Source organism: Zunongwangia mangrovi (assembly GCF_900112105.1).
Lineage (GTDB): Bacteria > Bacteroidota > Bacteroidia > Flavobacteriales > Flavobacteriaceae > Zunongwangia > Zunongwangia mangrovi.
The window spans coordinates 149,564-164,984 of the sequence record NZ_FOKV01000009.1 but is presented as its reverse complement, the minus strand read 5'-3'; the positions used below and the strand labels follow the sequence as shown (position 1 = coordinate 164,984).

14 protein-coding genes are annotated in these 15,421 nt (G+C 35.8%); 1 reads left to right on the top strand and 13 read right to left on the bottom strand.

Annotated elements, in window-relative coordinates:
• The first annotated feature begins 31 nt into the window (after positions 1–31).
• Positions 32–2,782: a DUF5695 domain-containing protein gene (locus tag BM201_RS16315; RefSeq protein WP_092544560.1), complete on the top strand. Its 2,751-nt coding sequence runs from the start codon at positions 32–34 to the stop codon at positions 2,780–2,782.
• Between the two features lie 131 nt (positions 2,783–2,913).
• On the opposite strand, the gene BM201_RS16310 is transcribed toward BM201_RS16315, so the two are convergent.
• From BM201_RS16310 to BM201_RS16250, 13 genes are all read right to left on the bottom strand, one after another.
• Positions 2,914–3,558, bottom strand: a complete 645-nt coding sequence (locus BM201_RS16310) for a thiamine diphosphokinase (protein ID WP_092544558.1) — start codon at positions 3,556–3,558, stop codon at positions 2,914–2,916.
• Positions 3,559–4,176: a bifunctional phosphoribosyl-AMP cyclohydrolase/phosphoribosyl-ATP diphosphatase HisIE gene (hisIE, locus tag BM201_RS16305; RefSeq protein WP_092544556.1), complete on the bottom strand. Its 618-nt coding sequence runs from the start codon at positions 4,174–4,176 to the stop codon at positions 3,559–3,561. It abuts the gene before it with no gap.
• Between the two features lie 10 nt (positions 4,177–4,186).
• On the bottom strand, positions 4,187–4,942 hold the full coding sequence (gene hisF / locus BM201_RS16300; protein ID WP_092544554.1) for an imidazole glycerol phosphate synthase subunit HisF: 756 nt from the start codon (positions 4,940–4,942) through the stop codon (positions 4,187–4,189).
• A 227-nt stretch (positions 4,943–5,169) separates the two neighbouring features.
• Positions 5,170–5,901 carry a 1-(5-phosphoribosyl)-5-[(5-phosphoribosylamino)methylideneamino]imidazole-4-carboxamide isomerase gene (gene hisA, locus BM201_RS16295; RefSeq protein ID WP_092544551.1) on the bottom strand — a complete coding sequence of 244 codons (732 nt, stop codon included), beginning with the start codon at positions 5,899–5,901 and terminating at the stop codon, positions 5,170–5,172.
• 49 nt (positions 5,902–5,950) lie between these two features.
• Positions 5,951–6,298 (bottom strand): four helix bundle protein, encoded by a 348-nt coding sequence (locus BM201_RS16290; protein WP_092544549.1) that lies wholly within the window; start codon positions 6,296–6,298, stop codon positions 5,951–5,953.
• 43 nt (positions 6,299–6,341) lie between these two features.
• Complete coding sequence (gene hisH / locus BM201_RS16285) at positions 6,342–6,935, bottom strand: imidazole glycerol phosphate synthase subunit HisH (RefSeq protein ID WP_092544547.1); 594 nt, start codon at positions 6,933–6,935, stop codon at positions 6,342–6,344.
• Between the two features lie 82 nt (positions 6,936–7,017).
• Positions 7,018–8,157 (bottom strand): bifunctional histidinol-phosphatase/imidazoleglycerol-phosphate dehydratase HisB, encoded by a 1,140-nt coding sequence (hisB, locus tag BM201_RS16280; RefSeq protein WP_092544545.1) that lies wholly within the window; start codon positions 8,155–8,157, stop codon positions 7,018–7,020.
• Between the two features lie 5 nt (positions 8,158–8,162).
• The gene (hisC, locus tag BM201_RS16275) at positions 8,163–9,212 is read right to left on the bottom strand and encodes a histidinol-phosphate transaminase (protein WP_092544543.1); all 1,050 of its coding nucleotides are present in this window, start codon (positions 9,210–9,212) and stop codon (positions 8,163–8,165) included.
• A 128-nt stretch (positions 9,213–9,340) separates the two neighbouring features.
• Positions 9,341–9,619: a GIY-YIG nuclease family protein gene (locus BM201_RS16270; RefSeq protein WP_092544541.1), complete on the bottom strand. Its 279-nt coding sequence runs from the start codon at positions 9,617–9,619 to the stop codon at positions 9,341–9,343.
• Positions 9,620–9,933: 314 nt separating this feature from the next.
• Positions 9,934–11,217, bottom strand: a complete 1,284-nt coding sequence (gene hisD / locus BM201_RS16265) for a histidinol dehydrogenase (protein WP_092544539.1) — start codon at positions 11,215–11,217, stop codon at positions 9,934–9,936.
• A 155-nt stretch (positions 11,218–11,372) separates the two neighbouring features.
• Entirely contained in the window at positions 11,373–12,236 is an 864-nt protein-coding gene (gene hisG / locus BM201_RS16260; protein WP_092544537.1) for an ATP phosphoribosyltransferase, read from the bottom strand.
• Positions 12,237–12,486: 250 nt separating this feature from the next.
• Positions 12,487–13,302: a prohibitin family protein gene (locus tag BM201_RS16255; protein ID WP_092544535.1), complete on the bottom strand. Its 816-nt coding sequence runs from the start codon at positions 13,300–13,302 to the stop codon at positions 12,487–12,489.
• A gap of 12 nt (positions 13,303–13,314) precedes the next feature.
• A complete protein-coding gene (locus tag BM201_RS16250) occupies positions 13,315–15,348 on the bottom strand; it encodes a VWA domain-containing protein (RefSeq protein ID WP_139219265.1) in 2,034 nt (677 codons plus the stop codon).
• Between the last annotated feature and the right edge of the window lie 73 nt (positions 15,349–15,421).

Sequence of the window (15,421 nt, the reverse complement as noted above, 5' to 3'; positions counted from 1 at the left end):
TAGATTTCTAAGTTTCTCTAAAAATAATTGAATGAGCCTTTTTAAATCCTCTCTCCTTTTCTTTCTACTTTTTCTAATTCCTTTTTTCACGTTTTCCCTACAGGAAAATGAAATTACCGCTGGAAATTATCAGCTTAATTTTAACCAAAGAGGAATTCATCTTTTTAAAAACACCAAAGATCCCCACGACGCCAATTTAATTCCTGGCGGAAAGCTTTTAGGAAACCTCGCTATTTCTTACAAAATCGGTAATGGTGAATGGCTGCAACCTTATGGTGCTTGCAAACTGGTTGAAAATGATAGTAACACGATTGTTTATTCTGATTATGAAAGTGGGATGCCTTTTGAAACCAGACAAACGTTTAGTTTAAATGAAAACGGACTCAACTGGAAGATCGATATCATTAACCAAATGCAGTTTCCTGTTAAGATTGGTGATTTGGCGGTAAATTTTCCGTGGAGAGCACCTGGTGGCGGGAATCCAAATGAAATTTTTGAACAGAATTTTACCAAACATCATTATATTTCTGGTGATGGTTCTTTTTTATATTTCACCAAACCCAATGGTGAACCTCCCTATTATTTGTTCAGTGTAAATCCAGGGACGCAATTAGAATACTTTAAATCTGAACGTGGTAATTATCTGGCGTTTATTCATTCAGCAAAAACAAAAGAAGAAACTAAAAATGGAACCTGGCGACAGCCGCAAACTTCAGCACAATTAGCTCCAAAAGGCGAAAATGGCGATACAATTTCGTATTCCTTCAATCTCAAAAGCGCGAAATCTTACGATGCGCTTCGAGAACGTATTTATGAAAATGATCTTATCGATGTTCGAGTAGTTCCGGGGATGACGATTCCGGCAAATCAACCTGCTAAATTTTCCTTACATACTAAAACTAAAATCGATTCTATTATTGCTGAATTTCCTTCAGAAACAAAAATCAGTTTTTTAAGCGAACCTAAAAAGGATCATTTTATTTATGAAGTAAACTTTCAGAAACTCGGTGAAAATAAACTCAGTATTTATTTCGACAAAAATCGAAAAACGTACTTAGAGTTTTTTGTAACCGAAGATTTGGAGACTTTGGTAAAAAAACGAAGCGATTTTATCACCAACAAACAGCAGCATAAAACCGAAAAATGGTACGACGGACTCTACTCTATCTACGATATGAAAAATAAGCAGTTGCGTGGGCCAGATAATAATGATGGTTATACCGGTTGGTGGGGTTATGTTTTGGCGAGTGACGATCCTGCACTTTGTAAGGCGCCTTATGTAGCTTCAAAAAACAGTGTTTATCCCGATAAAAAGGAAATCGAATCTTTAGAATATTATATCGAGAATTTTGTTTGGGGCGGTTTGCAGCGAACAGATAAAGAAGAACCCTATCCTTACGGAATTTACGGAACGCCAAATTGGTATGTAGATCGTGATCCCGTATTAAGAGCTGGCGTAAAAAACAGCAATCTTGATAAAATGAATATCTGGCGTTCTTACGATTATCCGCACATCGTGATGTTGTATTACAATATGTATCTAATCACAAAAATGTATCCTGAAATGAGCACTTATGCAGATGCCGATGAATACCTGGAGCGTGCTTACCAAACAGCTAAAGCTTATTTTAACTATCCTTACGAAATCCTACCCTGGTACGAAACCTACAAATGGGGATGTTATAACGAACTTTTTATTCTAGATCTTATCGACGTTTTAAATGAAGAAAACCGAAAAAAGGATGCTGAATATCTGGAAAGTGAATGGCAAAAAAAGGTGAAGTATTTTGTGTACGATGATAAATATCCCTTTCGATCTGAATACAGTACTGATAGAACTGCTTTTGAAACCAGCTATGCTGTCGCGAAATATGGCGCTACCCACGAGATGCCAACAGACGAAAATCTATGGTTTGATAAGAAATTAGAAAAATGGTATTCTCACCCAAAAGTTGAAAAAGCAGATTCACGGGCGTTTATGGATAAACAACTATATGCAAATCTTGCCTGCCGCGGTTGGTTAGAAACTAAATATTACTTATTAGGATCAGATTTTACCGCATCTTCAGATACGCATACACTTTCTTATATGGCCAGAATGGGCGGCTGGGGAATTTTAGATTATGCTCTTAATTTTTCTGAAGATCCTTTCGACTGGCTTCAATTGGGATACGCAAGTTATCTAAGTTCGTACGCCTTAATGAATACGGGAACCAGTGAAAATAATTACGGGTATTGGTATCCTGGAGAAGAAAATGATGGCGCTTTAGGTTGGGCGTTTATGTCTTCGCAGTACGAAGATACCTGGATTAAAAAGAAAACTCCGCGTGGCCCTTGGTATTATGATGGTGAAGCCGATCTTGGTATGGGCGCAATAAAACGAATGGCAATTACTATTTTGGCTAAAGATCCGCTTTTTGACTGGATTGCTTACGGCGGAAAATTAAAAACAAATGTCGACTCTTTTGAAGTTTTCGCAGCAGATGGCATTAACCAAAAGTTTGCCATTATTAATACTGAAAAGAATTTTAGAATCGAGCTAGATCGTGACGGCTTTTCAAGCTTAGAGCCTATCAAAGTTTCAAAGAAACTTGATGTGATTGACTTCATTATTGAAAACAGAAGCAGCGATACACATTCAACTCAGCTTAAAATAAAAACTGAAAAAGAACCAGTAATCACTATCGATAGCAAAAAAATAAAAGTGAGGAAAATTAACGAATATTGGATAGCTATTTTACCAATTTCTAAAAGCAGCCATAAAATCAATATGAAGATTTAAGGATTGTAGAATAGAATTTTGAAATCTGCATCTAAACTATCCAATTTCAGTAAAGAGAAGAGAATAGAAAAAACTAAAAACGGCATCAAAACCTTGCTATTTTTAGTTTCCTTATTTAAAACTAGAAGTTTTTAAGCCTGTTTTGATTGCACAAACACCAGTAAATTACCTGAAGTAAACTTTAAGTGTACTTTTTCGCTCGTAATTGTATTTCGGGTTCCGATTCTGGTGGTAATACTTAGATTTTCACCGTTTAGAGGATATTTTACACCTTCAGAATAGATATTTTTGGCTTCAGGAAAAGGAAATAGTGAAATAATTTCATCCTGAAAATCGATAATTTCGATATTTTTTTCAGCAAAAAAATAAAAGCCAAAATCATCAAAACAGCGAATTTCAATTTCATCTTTATGCTTCAGCATCGAGTTTAAATTCCCTAAAAAATGATCTTGTTCTAAGCCGCTACACCCATAAACCGCAACACTTTTAAAACCATCTTCGATAATAATCTTTAAAATCTTCTCGAAATCTGTCGCATTTTGATCTGGAGTTTCTACAATCTTGGTTTTGGCTTTAATTTCAGAAACTGCTAAAGAATCGAAATCACCAGAAACCAAATCTGGCTGAATTCCATTTTTCAAAAGCTTGGAATATGCGCCATCTGTACAGTAAATCTTCTCAAATCCATCTAGCAAAGGCATTTTTTCAGGAAACTGGCCGTTGATAAACAAAACGACCTGCGCCTCAGATTTATACGTTTCCCGGTACAGCTTCATTTAGTGTCTTGCCTCTAAAACTTTAGAAATGTCTTTTAATCCGTAGCCTTTTGCTTTTAAAAGAATTAGGTAATGAAACAGCAAATCTGCACTTTCGTTAAGGAAAAGATCTTCATCATCATCCTTGGCTTCGATCACTACCTCAACAGCTTCTTCGCCGACTTTTTGAGCGATTTTGTTGATTCCTTTATCAAAAAGAGAAACCACATACGAGTCTTTATCCTCACGCAATTCAGGTTCAACTTCGCTCATTTTTTTACGCTGCCCAATAATTCCCTCTAATTCTGATAAAAATCCAAAAGAAGCTTCGTTTTCCTCGCCCCAACAAGTACCGGTTCCTTTATGACAGGTTGGTCCCTGCGGATTCACCATCACCAAAAGCGTATCATTATCGCAATCATTTTTTATAGAAACCAGGTGCAAAAAGTTTCCACTTTCTTCTCCTTTGGTCCATAAACGATTTTTAGTTCGGCTAAAAAAAGTAACCTTCTTCGTTTCGTTCGTTTTTAAATAGGCTTCTTCATTCATATACCCCAACATCAGAACTTTTTTCGTAGTTGCATCCTGAATAATTGCTGGTACTAATCCGTCGCTATTTTTATCAAAATCGATATTCATCTCTATAATTTTATATTCTTACAGGAATTCCCTGGTCTGCCAGTTCTTTTTTAAGATCTGGAATTTCTATTTCTTTAAAATGAAAAACACTTGCTGCCAAAGCCGCATCTGCTTTTCCTTCTTTAAATGTATCCACAAAATGCTGAATATTACCGGCACCGCCCGAAGCAATGATCGGGATATTTAGATCTTCAGATAATTTCTTGAGTGCAATATTAGCAAAACCATCTTTAGTACCGTCATTATTCATCGATGTAAACAAAATTTCTCCTGCCCCGCGCTGTTCTACTTCTTTCGCCCATTCGAAAAGATCGAGTTCGGTTGGTACTTTACCACCAACTAAATGAACGATCCACTGACCGTTTACCTGTTTCGCATCGATAGCCACAGTGATACATTGCGCACCAAATTTTTGAGAAAGCTCATTAATTAGATCTGGATTTTTTACTGCGGAAGAGTTTACCGACACCTTATCTGCACCGTTCTTCAACAAAATATCAACATCTTCTACGGAAGAAATCCCGCCGCCCACCGTAAACGGAATATTTACTTTTTCTGCCACTCGCAAAACAAGATTCGCTAAAGTTTTACGACGTTCTTCTGTCGCTGAAATATCCAGAAAAACAAGCTCGTCTGCGCCCGTTTCAGCATATTTTGCGGCAAGTTCAACCGGATCACCAGCATCTCTTAGATCAACGAAATTAATCCCTTTAACGGTTCTTCCGTTTTTTATATCCAGGCAGGGAATTATTCTTTTTGTTAGCATTTTTTTAGTTTACGGTTTTTTAGCTGTCAGCAGTCAGCTTTTAGCCTTCAGCTACTTTTCAATTATTTGTCATTTCGAGCGTAATGAAATAAAGTCGAGAAATCTTAGTGCATTTCATTCAAAATTCAAAATTTAGCATTTAGCATTTAAAATAAAACCTGATTTTTGGTTCTTAGGTCTAATCTCTTAAATCTAACTTCTAACAGCATAGCGTTCTAAAATCTAATTTACTGTCCGTCGTTTAGAATATAGTTTTCTAATTGCTTTAAGCTGATTCTTCCTTCATAGATGGCCTTTCCGATAATTGTTCCTTCGCATCCTAATTCAGAAAGTTCTAATAATTCATCGAATTTCGATATTCCTCCCGAAGCTATTAAATTGATTTCTGGATTCTCTCTTAAAATACGATCATAAAGATCGAAAGCAGGTCCCTGTAACATTCCGTCTTTAGAAATATCAGTACAAATTACATACTTTACGCCTTCTTTTTGATATGCAGAAATAAATGGAATCAATTCTTTCTCAGATTCCTCTAACCATCCGCCTACAGCAACTTTTTCATTATTCGCATCCGCGCCCAAAATGATCTTTTCTGAACCAAATTTTTCTAACCAGCTTTTAAAAGTCTCCGGATCTTTAACGGCGATACTTCCACCGGTAATTTGTTTCGCTCCGCATTCAAAAGCGATTTCGAGATCTTTATCGGTTTTTAATCCGCCACCAAAATCAATTTTTAGATTGGTCTTTGAAGCTATTGTTTCCAAAATCTTATGGTTTACAATATGCTTCGATTTTGCACCATCAAGATCTACTAAATGAAGATACTCGATACCGTAAGCTTCAAAAGATTTTGCAACCTCAAGCGGATTTTCATTATATACCTTTTTGGTGTTATAATCACCTTTAGAAAGTCTTACGCACTTTCCGTCTATTATATCTATTGCTGGTATTAAACGCATTTAAAGTTAGAATTTAGAAGTTAGAAGTTGGAAGTTAGGTTTACACATTTTAATTATTTTTTCTTGCCCTGTTTATCGATGATACAATTATAGCTACTAATTCATTAGCTTCTGCGTGTAACTCTTTTATTTTACTTTTTTCCTTAGGATAAACTATTTCCAGTAATTCTAAAAAGTACATCGACTCATCAGCTTCCTCTTCCACAATTTTTAATTTATTTATGAAATCTGCGTTAGATTTAGCTCTTCTGGCAGCTCTATAATTTGCTCCAACAGAACTAGAACATCTAATAAGCTGCCTCACATAAGCATCGAACTCTCTATTTTTAGGTATATGGGAACACAACGACCAAACATCAATTGCAAACTTTTTAGTTCTTTCTTTTAAATCATACATGATATTTTTTGTTTTCCTAATTCAAGAATCTTATTCCGTACTTCTAACTTCGTAATTCTAACTTCAAAAAGTTTTCCAAAATCTTTTCTCCGGCTTTGCTGCTTTTTTCAGGGTGAAATTGTACACCATAGAAATTATTCTTTTTGATTGCTGAAGTATATTCTACTCCGTATTGCGTAGAACAAATCGTTTCTTCGCATTCCTTCACGTAGAAGCTATGCACCAAATACACATATTCTTTTTCGTTCACGCCTTCAAACAGATCTGATCGTAGATCGTAAATTTGATTCCAGCCAATTTGCGGCACTTTAACTGTATTATCGAACTTCACCACTTTCGCATCAAAAATCGATAATCCTGGCGTATCTCCTTCCTCACAATATTCACACATCAATTGCATCCCAAGGCATATTCCCAAAACTGGTTGCTTGAGCTGCGGAATGACTTTATCTAATCCGGTTGACTTTAGCATCTTCATCGCACTACTCGCCTCTCCTACTCCCGGAAAGATCACCTTATCTGCCGACTTTATTTCTTCAGCATCATCTGTAAGCACAGCTTCAAAACCAAGTCGTTTTACTGCGAATTTGATACTCTGAATATTTCCCGCGCCGTAATCTATAATTGCTATTTTCATTTCTATAGTAGTTAGTAGTTAGAATTGAGTATTGAGTATTGAGTTTAGCTACTAACTACTCTATACTCAATTCTCAATACTATTAAAGCATTCCTTTTGTTGAAGGTAAGATCATTTTCTCTGTATCTCTTTTTACTGCCATTTTTATCGCTTTCGCAAAGGCTTTAAAAATCGCTTCGATCTTATGATGTTCGTTCGTTCCTTCTGCTTTTACATTCAGGTTTGCCTTAGCGCCATCGGTAAATGATTTAAAGAAATGATAGAACATTTCTGTTGGCATTTTTCCAACCATTTCACGCTTAAAATCGGCTTCCCAAACCAACCAATTTCGGCCACCAAAATCGATCGCGACCTGCGCTAAGCAATCGTCCATTGGCAAACAAAATCCGTATCGCTCGATTCCTAATTTATTCCCCAAAGCTTTTGCATATACTTCGCCCAAAGCAATTGCGGTATCTTCGATCGTGTGGTGCTCATCTACTTCAAGATCGCCATCTACTTTTACCTCCAAATCCATTTGCCCATGACGAGCAATTTGATCTAACATATGATCAAAAAATGCAATCCCGGTAGAAATTTCTGCTTCCCCGGTGCCGTCAAGATTCAGCTTGATCTTAATATCAGTTTCGTTGGTTTTTCTTACAATTTCAGCAGTACGATCTTTCAGTTTTAAAAACTCATAAATTTCTTTCCAGCTGGAAGTTTTCAGTGCTATTGTTTCCTTCAGTTTAGAAACATCATTTTTCAATTCGTCGGTCGCTAAATCTTCGTGGGTATCGATAAAAATTCCTTTTCCGCCGAAATTATAAGCAAACTCAATATCGGTCATACGATCACCGATCATAATCGAATTTGCCATATCGTAGGCCTCGGAATTCAAATATTTTCTTTCCAACAAACCTGTATTTGGCTTTCTGGTAGGCTGGTTATCTTTTGCAAAAGTCCGATCTATTAAGATATCACTGAATTTCACTCCTTCATTTTCGAAGGTTTTTACCACAAAATTCTGAATCGGCCAAAATTGATTTTCAGGATAAATCTCAGTTCCCAAACCATCCTGATTAGTTACCATCACTAATTCATAATCTAATTCTTTGGCGATTTTCGATAAATAGAACAATGATTCTGGGTAAAACTCCAGTTTTTCTAACTTGTCTACCTGGTAATCTTCGGGCTCCAGGATAATCGTTCCGTCACGATCTATAAATAAAACTTTTTGCATTTTAATTAGATTAGGCTTTTTAAAGCGGTAATTAATTTTTGATTTTCTTGAGTGGTTCCCACGGTTAAACGAAGGGTATTTTCGCAAAGCGGTTGTGTGGTTCTGTTTCTAATTACAATTCCTTTTTCGATCAATTGGTTGTATCTGGCCGTCGCATTATCGACTTTCACTAAAATAAAATTCGCGTCTGATGGATAGATTTTTTCAACATAAGAAACTTCCAGCAATACCTTAAATAATTCTTCTCTACCTTTTAGAATATCGGCAACTTCATTCTCCACATTTTTAACATCCAAAACTCGGTTTAAAGCACGTTGCTGCGTTAATTCATTTACATTATAAGGAGGTTTGATCTTCTTTAAAATCTCGATAATTTCTTCGGAAGCACAGCAGATTCCCAATCGGATTCCTGCCATACCGTAAGCTTTAGAAAGTGTTTGCGTAATCACCAAATTTGGATATTCCTGAAGCCTGTTTAACCAGCTTTCTTTTCCTGAAAAATCAATATAAGCCTCGTCAATAATTACCAAGCCGTTGAACTTTTGAAGCAATTCTTCTACTTTTTCTTCTGAAAAGGTATTCCCCGTAGGATTATTTGGCGAACAAAGAAATAGAAGTTTAGAATTCGCATCAGATTTATCTAATATCGCTGAAACCTGTGGTTCAAAATCCTGCGAAAGTAGCACTTCCCTATTTTCGATATTGTTAATTTCTGAAAGCACTTTATACATTCCGTAGGTTGGCGGAAGCGTGATCACATTGTCTTTTCCCGGCTCACAAAACGCCCTGAACAACAAATCTAAAACCTCGTCACTACCATTTCCTAACAGGATTTGCTGTGGCTTTATACCTTTGATCTTTGCCAGCTCGTATTTTACATTTCTTTGATGCGGATCTGGATAGCGGTTTACATCGGTTTGATAAGGATTCTCATTGGCATCAAGAAAAACCATTTCGGTTCCTGTTGATTTATATTCGTCACGAGCGGAAGAATATGGTTTCAATTTCTTCACGTTCTCCCGAACAAGGTTATGTATGTTTATATTGGTGGGCATTTTTGTTTTATGGCTTTCAGTTTATTTTTTTCTATTCGTCATCCCGGACTTGATCCGGGATCTCATCATGCTTGGTTTCAACTGGATGAGATGCTGAAACAAGTTCAGCATGACAACCGTTTTCAAAATTAATATTCTAATGTCTGCAATTTCGGATTAAAAGATTTAATTAAATTTAACTTCCATTCTTTTTTCCAGTTCTTAAGCTGTTTTTCTCTAGCTACTGCTTGATTAAAATCATTAAACTCTTCAAAATAAATTAGATCTTTAGTTTTATATTTCTCAGTGAATTTACTTCCCGTTCCGTTATTATGCTCGGAAATTCTCCTTCTTAAATCGTTTGTTACACCCGTGTAAAAAACTGTCCTGTATTTATTAGTTAGAATATATACAAACGATTTTTTCATTTCACTTAGTTAATTACAACTCGCACTACTTCGAAATCTTCAAACTCCTCACAAACTTGATGAGATGCTGAAACAAGCCCCTGCCTGCCGGACGGACAGGTTCAGCATGACAACTCGATTGGTCATCCCGGACTTGATCTAGGATCTCATCATCATTTTTTCTCACTCAAATGAGATGCTGAAACGAGTTCAGCATGACCAAAGTAACTCATTCAAATTTCAACAATAAACATTCAAAATAAATACTCATCCTGTTTTTTCTAGTCTATATTCTAACTTCTAGCAGCGAAGCGATCTAAAATCTAGTTAACACGTTAACTCAAATCTTTCAATCGCAAAGTCACTGCATTTTTATGTGCTTGTAAACCTTCTGCGTCGGCCATTAACTCGATTGCGGGACCAATGCTTTTTATTCCTTCTTCTGAAATTTGCTGAAACGTCATACTCTTCATAAAACTATCCAGGTTTACACCGCTGTATTGCTTTGCATAACCATTCGTTGGAAGTGTATGATTTGTTCCCGAAGCATAATCTCCGGCACTTTCAGGCGTGTAACTACCTATAAATACGGAACCGGCATTAATGATCCCTTTAGTGTAAAATTCATTATTTTCAGTAGAAATTATAAAATGCTCTGGGCCATACTCGTTAATCAAACCTAAAGCAACTTCATTATTTTCAACATAGATCAGTTTTGAGTTCTCGATCGCTTTTTCTGCAATGGCTTTTCTTGGAAGCGCTGATAATTGATCTTCAACAGCTACCTCTACTTCATCTAAAAATGATTTTGAGGTCGACACTAAGATCACCTGACTATCACCTCCATGCTCTGCCTGACTCAACAAATCTGAAGCGACATAAGCTGGTTTAGCCGAATCGTCTGCAACTACCAACAATTCTGATGGACCTGCCGGCATATCGATCGAAACATTATGCCGAGTTGCCAACTGTTTCGCTACCGTTACAAATTGATTCCCAGGACCAAAAATTTTATACACTTTGGGAACGGTCTCGGTACCGAAAGTGAGCGCTGCAATCGCCTGAATCCCGCCAATCTTATTGACCTTTGTTACTCCGCATAAATTTGCGGTGTATAAAATAGCTGGATGAACTTTTCCTTCTTTATTTGGCGGCGTACAAAGTATGATTTCTTTACAACCTGCAATTGCCGCCGGTACCGCCAACATCAAAATTGTTGAAAATAGAGGTGCGCTTCCGCCAGGAATATATAATCCGATCTTTTGAATAGGTCTTTTTTCCTGCCAGCATTTTACTCCGCTAGTTGTTTCAACTTCAACTTTCTCGGTTTTCTGGGCTGCATGAAATTTTTCGATATTCTTTTTTGCTAAAAGAATGGCAGATTTTAATTCTTCTGAAATTTCAGCTTCTGCAGCTGCAATTTCTTCTGAAGTTGCCAAGGTGTTTTCAAGCTTAATCCCATCAAACATATCGGTATATTTTGCTACCGCTGCATCTCCTTTAGCTTTTACTTCAGCAAAAATTTGGTTTACCGTGTCTTCAATATCATCTACGGTTTTGGTCGGCCGTTTTAAAACAGCATCCCATTCAGATCTTGAAGGATTATATATTTTGTTCATTTTTTTCAGTTTACGGTTTACAGTTGTTAGTTTTTAGCTTTCAGCCTTCAACTGTCAGCTTTTAATTCAACATTTAGCATTCAAAATAAATCCTGATTTTTATTTCTTTAGTCTATATTCTAAATTCTAACAGCGAAACGATCTAACATCTAAATTTACAACACCATCTTCTCAATTGGTACTACAAGCAATCCTTCTGCGCCGTGTTGTTTTAATTCGTCGATCACTTCCCAAAAACGCTCTTCGTTAATTACCGTATGAATCGAACTCCATCCTTCTTCTGCCAATGGCAAAACGGTAGGAGAACGCATTCCTGGCAAAAGTCGGATAATATCATCTAGCTTATCGTTTGGTGCGTTTAGCAAGATATATTTTGAAGTACGTGCGTTTAAAACCGATTTCAATCTAAATTGCAGCTGATCTAAAATTTGCTGACGCTCTTCAGAAATCTGTGGTGAAATGGCCAAAATCGCCTCACTCTTCAGCATTACTTCAGCTTCTTTCAAATTGTTTTTGAAAAGCGTGCTTCCACTGGAAACAATATCGCAAATCGCATCGGCCAAACCAATATTTGGTGCAATTTCAACAGAGCCATTAATGATATGAAGATCGGCTGAAATTCCCTTTTCAGCTAAATATTCTTTAACCGTATTTGGATAACTGGTCGCGATTTTCTTTCCTTCAAGATCCTCAATTCCATTATATTTTACAGATTTTGGCACCGCTAGTGAAACTCGGCATTTCGAGAATCCTAATTTCTCTCCTCGAATAATATCCTTTCCTTTTTCTACCAGCACATTCTCCCCAAGAATTGCAACGTCTACCACGCCATCTCTTAAATACTGCGGAATATCACCATTTCTTAAATAAAGAACTTCTACCGGAAAATTACGTGCCGAAGCTTTTAACTGCTCTTTTCCATTATCAATCGAAATCCCGGCGTCTTTTAAGATCTTAAGAGAATCTTCATTTAGGCGTCCAGATTTTTGAATTGCGATCCTTAGTTTTTCTTTTTTCATCACAAAAGCATTTTATTTTTAGTGCTTAGTTTAATTTCAGTTGTCAAATTTGAACAAATAAAAAACCCGTTTGAGTAGCTCAAACGGGTTTCTAAATATGCTTAACATTACCACATATCAAATTTACCTCGCCTGAGCGCAGTAGTAAATATGATGATGGTGATGTAATTGTATTGTTCTCATTATGGAAGCAAATCTAAGTATTAATTTTAAAATTCAAAATCAGAATTTAAAATTTCTAAGATAAATTTTAGTTATTTCCTAAAATCAGTGGTAATCCGTCTTCTCCAGAACCAATGATTACAGTTTTAGCATTACCAGATTTCGCTAATTCTAAAGTGGCCTGGATTCCTTTTTCCATTAATACCTTTTCAGTTAAAGACTCACTTAAAATACGGTTTGCACGTGCTTTACCTTCAGCATCGATACGTTGGCGTTCTGCTTCCTGCTCGGCTTTAGTTAAACGATATTCATATTCTAAAGATTCCTGTTCCTGTCTCAATTTACGCTCAATAGCTTCTTTGATCGTAGGAGGAAGTGATACGTCTCTTACCAAAACTTCATTTACCTGAACGTATTGATCTCTTAAAAGAATTTGTGTTTCCTCTAAAATTTCTTCCTGAATCGCTTCACGCTTACTAGAATATAATTGCTCTGGATTATAACGCCCAACCACGGCACGAGTTGCAGATCGTAGTGCAGGTTTTAGTAATCGCTCGATATAAGCTTCACTTTTTTCTTTATGTAATTTTCCTAAATCGTCGTAAGCCGGCTGAAACCAAACCGAAGCATCTAATTTGATCTCCAACCCATTTGAAGATAAAACCGTCATTTTCTCATCTAAAGATTGCTGTCTTACCTCGTAAACAAAAACTTTATTCCAGGGTAACACCCAATGAAAACCTTCGTTTAAAGGTGGCTCATCTATAACTACTCCGTTTCCAAAAGTTTTATATAAAACTCCCGCTTCACCAGAGCCAATGGTTATTGTAGATTTTGAAATAAATATGATTAAAACAACCAATCCTATAAAAATTGGTATTGCAATTTTGGGTAATCTTTCCATTAATATTTGATGTTAAATTAAACCTTTATATTTTCTATAAAACCATTCTCCTGCCAACAACCCGACTAAGATAAATAACAAAATATACCATTCGATTATTGGCTGGGATTTGGTGCTTTCTTTTCTTATGATCGAAAAACGATTATCGTTTAAAAGTTCAGATTTTAAATTTTCCAGTTGATCGGGGAAGTAAACCTGACTTTCATTTTTATCAGCCAGATTTTTTAGTTTCGAAAAATTCGCTGAAGAAAATTGCTCTTCTACATTGAACGAAATTACGGAAAATTTACCGGACTTCTTTATTCCTGAATTTTCTTCGGAAACAATAAAGCGATATTCCCCGGGTTGAAGATCATTAAAACTAACCTGATAGAAATTATTTCGCAATAAAAATCTTGAATCTAATGCTGAATTTAAACTGTCATTTTTTAGTTCGATCTGAAGATTCGCATTAGGATCGAATTGATAATTTTCATCAAAAAATTGAGCGTCAAATTTTACAATTTCGTTGGAATAAAAGAAAGATTCATATTCGATATTTAAGCGCTCTTTTTTCTTTTTTGAAGATAGATTTTGAATCAAGCCGCCAATAAAGTTATCGAACTTTTCGAAGCTTTGATTCTCCACGAAAATCTTAGTTCGCCATCTCCAGATATTCTCACCAAACAAAACCGCTGAACTTCTATCGTTATTTTTAGCAATCATCAATAAAGGATCTTTGGTACTAACACCTTCGATATTTTGGTAGAGTAAAGTCTCAAAATCGGTATCAATTTTCAGATCCCCAAACTTATCCTGAAGAGGGGGAAGATCTAAAAATCCGATATCCTCAAACTGAAATTGGTTAAAATTCGGGTTTATTTCTGCATAAAAATCCTGCTCAGTATTACTACCGGTTTTCGATAAAAATGGCAATGATTTTTGAACTGCACTCCAATTAGTTTTAGTTCCAGTTATGATAAAATAGTTTAAATTAGCCTCGTCGATCAACTCAAACCAATTGTTAAAGTTATTATTTGGTTGATAAAATATAACTAACTGATATTGATTTAATTTTACATTATTTTCGCTAGTGTATTTTACCGCAACTTTTCGCTGTTTATTAGTTTCGATAGATTTTTTAAGAGCGCCAAGATCTGGATGCGCAATACTACTTAATATTAAAACCGAAGTTCGCTCGTCGATCACCTCAACTGCAAAGTTATTTTGATTATTGACCGTATTCTTTTCATTTTCTAACGGAAGAATTTCTGCGGAATAAGTTTGTGTTCCCAATTGCGAAGCTGGTAAGTTTGCCTCTATTCTAACCGACCTGTTTTCTTCTGAAAAATTGACATCTTCAGAAAAAACTGTCTTCCCATTAGTCGATATTATAAATCTTGAAGCGACATTTTTTGAACCCGAATAATTTACAAAAACTTCTACCGGAAACTTATTTTCAAGAAAAGCATATCGATTTACATTCAATTTTGAGATGCTTAGATCTGGAAATTTTGTGGTATCTCCAAGAATCACCGGAAAGATCTTTTGGTTTTTTAAAGCACTAAAATATTGAAAATCCCTACCTAAAGTCTGGTTACCATCGGTCATTAAAATCGTCGCATTTTGCTTCTTTTTAAAGCTCGATTTTATAGCATCTAATGCCTTAAAAATATTGGTTTGTTTTGCACTAAAGTCGGCTGAATCTTTAGTAGAAATTTCACTCCCAAAACTTATATTTTGAACATCAAAACGTTCATTTATTTCTTCATCTTGATTGAAAAATGAAGCAATTTCAGCTAAATTATTTTCCTGATTAAGGTGAGAAATTGACTCAGAATTATCTGAAGTGAGTACCAAATCTGGCTTTTCCCGTTCAACAAAAACCGATTTGATCTTTGGATTGATCAATAAAAAAAGAAGCGTAAAAACGCTTAAAGCACGTAAAATAAAAAGGATCAAAAGTTCCTTCCCGTTACGCTTAGACTTCACATAATATTGAAAATAAGAAAACCCTAGCGCAACGCATGCAGCCAGGGTTATATATATTATGCTTAGTATCGTCATTAATCGGTTTTGGGTTGTAATTTAAGAGAATATTAAGATTCTACCAACCACAATTGGAAAAACAACGTACGAA

Excerpts from the sequence above, each read along its gene's own strand:
- BM201_RS16315 (WP_092544560.1), top strand. The coding sequence starts at position 32 with ATGAGCCTTTTTAAATCCTCTCTCCTTTTCTTTCTACTTTTTCTAATT.
- BM201_RS16310 (WP_092544558.1), bottom strand. The coding sequence starts at position 3,558 with ATGAAGCTGTACCGGGAAACGTATAAATCTGAGGCGCAGGTCGTTTTG.
- hisIE (WP_092544556.1), bottom strand. The coding sequence starts at position 4,176 with ATGAATATCGATTTTGATAAAAATAGCGACGGATTAGTACCAGCAATT.
- hisF (WP_092544554.1), bottom strand. The coding sequence starts at position 4,942 with ATGCTAACAAAAAGAATAATTCCCTGCCTGGATATAAAAAACGGAAGA.
- hisA (WP_092544551.1), bottom strand. The coding sequence starts at position 5,901 with ATGCGTTTAATACCAGCAATAGATATAATAGACGGAAAGTGCGTAAGA.
- BM201_RS16290 (WP_092544549.1), bottom strand. The coding sequence starts at position 6,298 with ATGTATGATTTAAAAGAAAGAACTAAAAAGTTTGCAATTGATGTTTGG.
- hisH (WP_092544547.1), bottom strand. The coding sequence starts at position 6,935 with ATGAAAATAGCAATTATAGATTACGGCGCGGGAAATATTCAGAGTATC.
- hisB (WP_092544545.1), bottom strand. The coding sequence starts at position 8,157 with ATGCAAAAAGTTTTATTTATAGATCGTGACGGAACGATTATCCTGGAG.
- hisC (WP_092544543.1), bottom strand. The coding sequence starts at position 9,212 with ATGCCCACCAATATAAACATACATAACCTTGTTCGGGAGAACGTGAAG.
- BM201_RS16270 (WP_092544541.1), bottom strand. The coding sequence starts at position 9,619 with ATGAAAAAATCGTTTGTATATATTCTAACTAATAAATACAGGACAGTT.
- hisD (WP_092544539.1), bottom strand. The coding sequence starts at position 11,217 with ATGAACAAAATATATAATCCTTCAAGATCTGAATGGGATGCTGTTTTA.
- hisG (WP_092544537.1), bottom strand. The coding sequence starts at position 12,236 with ATGAAAAAAGAAAAACTAAGGATCGCAATTCAAAAATCTGGACGCCTA.
- BM201_RS16255 (WP_092544535.1), bottom strand. The coding sequence starts at position 13,302 with ATGGAAAGATTACCCAAAATTGCAATACCAATTTTTATAGGATTGGTT.
- BM201_RS16250 (WP_139219265.1), bottom strand. The coding sequence starts at position 15,348 with ATGACGATACTAAGCATAATATATATAACCCTGGCTGCATGCGTTGCG.